The organism is Corynebacterium sp. UMB9976, from assembly GCF_030212265.1.
Classification (GTDB): Bacteria; Actinomycetota; Actinomycetes; order Mycobacteriales; family Mycobacteriaceae; genus Corynebacterium.
In genome coordinates, this window is the sequence record NZ_JASODY010000041.1 from 1 (window position 1) to 2,948 (window position 2,948).

A 2,948-nucleotide genomic window follows, 5' to 3' on the forward strand; every position below is an offset into this window, starting at 1 on the left:
CTGGAGTGCTGTAGGGGAGACTGGAATTCCTGGTGTAGCGGTGGAATGCGCAGATATCAGGAGGAACACCGATGGCGAAGGCAGGTCTCTGGGCAGTTACTGACACTGAGGAGCGAAAGCATGGGTAGCGAACAGGATTAGATACCCTGGTAGTCCATGCCGTAAACGGTGGGCGCTAGGTGTGGGGATTTTTCACGATTTCCGTGCCGTAGCTAACGCATTAAGCGCCCCGCCTGGGGAGTACGGCCGCAAGGCTAAAACTCAAAGGAATTGACGGGGGCCCGCACAAGCGGCGGAGCATGTGGATTAATTCGATGCAACGCGAAGAACCTTACCTGGGCTTGACATACACCGGATCGCTGCAGAGATGTAGTTTCCCTTCGGGGCTGGTGTACAGGTGGTGCATGGTTGTCGTCAGCTCGTGTCGTGAGATGTTGGGTTAAGTCCCGTAACGAGCGCAACCCTTGTCTTGTGTTGCCAGCACATAATGGTGGGGACTCACAAGAGACTGCCGGGGTTAACTCGGAGGAAGGTGGGGATGACGTCAAATCATCATGCCCCTTATGTCCAGGGCTTCACACATGCTACAATGGTCGGTACAGTGGGTTGCGATACCGTGAGGTGGAGCTAATCCCTGAAAGTCGGCCTCAGTTCGGATTGGAGTCTGCAACTCGACTCCATGAAGTCGGAGTCGCTAGTAATCGCAGATCAGCAACGCTGCGGTGAATACGTTCCCGGGCCTTGTACACACCGCCCGTCACGTCATGAAAGTTGGTAACACCCGAAGCCAGTGGCCTAAACTTGTTAGGGAGCTGTCGAAGGTGGGATCGGCGATTGGGACGAAGTCGTAACAAGGTAGCCGTACCGGAAGGTGCGGCTGGATCACCTCCTTTCTAAGGAGTTTTTGTTTATTATTTTTTGTGGGTGAATCGTGGGCATTAGAAACCCTGTCATGGGGGTTTGCTTGCGTGTCCGCCGATGACCGGTTGGTTGTTGGTGTGTGTTGTTGTGTTCAAGTCTTGGGTGTTTGGTTTGTTGCGTTGTTGGGTGTCTGGAATGGCATGTGTTGTTGTTCCTGTTGGGATGCTTCCTGCGTGTGATTGACCGTGTGTGGTTGGTTGTGTGTGGGTGGTGTTCGTGTTGTTTGAGAACTGTATAGTGGACGCGAGTATCTAATTTCTTGTGATTTTGTTGTTCACCTGATGCATGCCGCGTTGTTGTGGTGTGTGTTTTGTGTGTGTCTTAGTGTTTGATTTGTTACTTTTAAGGGCGCACGGTGGATGCCTTGGCACAATGAGCCGATGAAGGACGTGTAAGGCCACGATAGGCCTCGGGGAGTTGCCAATAGAGCGTTGATCCGAGGGTGTCCGAATGGGGAAACCTGGCCACGGTTATGTGTGGTCGCCCACTGCTGAATGCATAGGTGGTGTGGTGGTAACGCGGGGAAGTGAAACATCTCAGTACCCGCAGGAGAAGAAAATAATAATGATTCTGCTAGTAGCGGCGAGCGAACGTGGATGATGGCTAAACCATATGCGTGTGATACCTGGCAGGGGTTGCGTGTGTGGGGTTGTGGGATTTTGTTGTGGGCTGCTGCCATGGCCCGCGTGTGTGTTGTGTGTTAGCGGAAGTGGTTTGGAATGGCCTGCCGTAGACGGTGAGAGTCCGGTACGTGAAAGCATGCAATGTGTGCGTTGACAATTTTTCCCGAGTAGCAGCGGGCTCGTGGAATCTGCTGTGAATCTGCCGGGACCACTCGGTAAGCCTGAATACTTGTTGTGACCGATAGTGTATTGAGTACCGTGAGGGAATGGTGAAAAGTACCCCGTGAGGGGAGTGAAATAGTACCTGAAACCGTGTGCTTACAATCCGTCAGAGCCCTTTTGGGGTGATGGCGTGCCTTTTGCAGAATGAGCCTGCGAGTCAGCGGCATGTCGCGAGGTTAACCCTGGTGGGGTAGCCGTAGCGAAAGCGAATACTAACTAGTGTGTTGTAGTGGCATGTCCTGGACCCGAAGCGGAGTGATCTACCCATGACCAGTGTGAAGCGATGGTAAGACGTCGTGGAGGCGCGAACCCACTTAGGTTGAAAACTGAGGGGATGAGTTGTGGGTAGGGGTGAAAGGCCAATCAAACTTCGTGATAGCTGGTTCTCCCCGAAATGCATTTAGGTGCAGCGTCGTGTGTTTCTTCATGGAGGTAGAGCTACTGGTTGGTTTAGCGGGACTACTATCTTAGCGACATCAGCCAAACTCCGAATACTGTGAAGTGAGAGCGCGGCAGTGAGACAGCGGGGGATAAGCTTCGTTGTCGAGAGGGAAACAGCCCAGATCGCCGGTTAAGGCCCCTAAGAGTGTACTAAGTGGAAAAGGATGTGGGATCGCTTAGACAGCCAGGAGGTTGGCTTAGAAGCAGCCATCCTTGAAAGAGTGCGTAATAGCTCACTGGTCGAGTGGTTTTGCGCCGACAATGTAGTGGGGCTCAAGTACACCGCCGAAGCCGCGGAACTCAACACGTTGTGTGTTGGGTTGGTAGGGGAGCGTCGTGTGATCCGTTGAAGGTGCGGGGTAACCCAGTGCTGGAGGTTATGCGAGTGAGAATGCAGGCATGAGTAGCGAATGATGAGTGGGAAACTCATCCGCCGGATGACTAAGGGTTCCTGGGTCAAGTTAATCTTCCCAGGGTGAGTCGGGGCCTAAGGCGAGGCCGACAGGCGTAGTCGATGGTTAACGGGTTGATATTCCCGTACCCGTATGTGTGCGACCAATGGTGAAGCAGTGATACTAACCGCCCTGAACGATGCTTCATGCACTTTGTGTGTGTTGTGTTGGGATGCGTGGGACCTGATCTGTTGTAGTCAAGCGATGGGGTGACGCAGGAAGGTAGCCGAGCCACTGATTGGATTGTGGTGTAAGCGTGTGGCCCGCTGTATTGGTAAATCCGTACAGC

The 2,948-nt window shown here is 53.2% G+C and carries 2 rRNA genes; both read left to right on the forward strand.

The window, feature by feature from the left end:
- Positions 1-893: ribosomal RNA gene (locus QP140_RS09655) — 16S ribosomal RNA — on the forward strand; the annotation flags it as partial.
- Between the two features lie 360 nt (positions 894-1,253).
- A 23S ribosomal RNA gene (locus QP140_RS09660) occupies positions 1,254-2,948 on the forward strand; the annotation flags it as partial.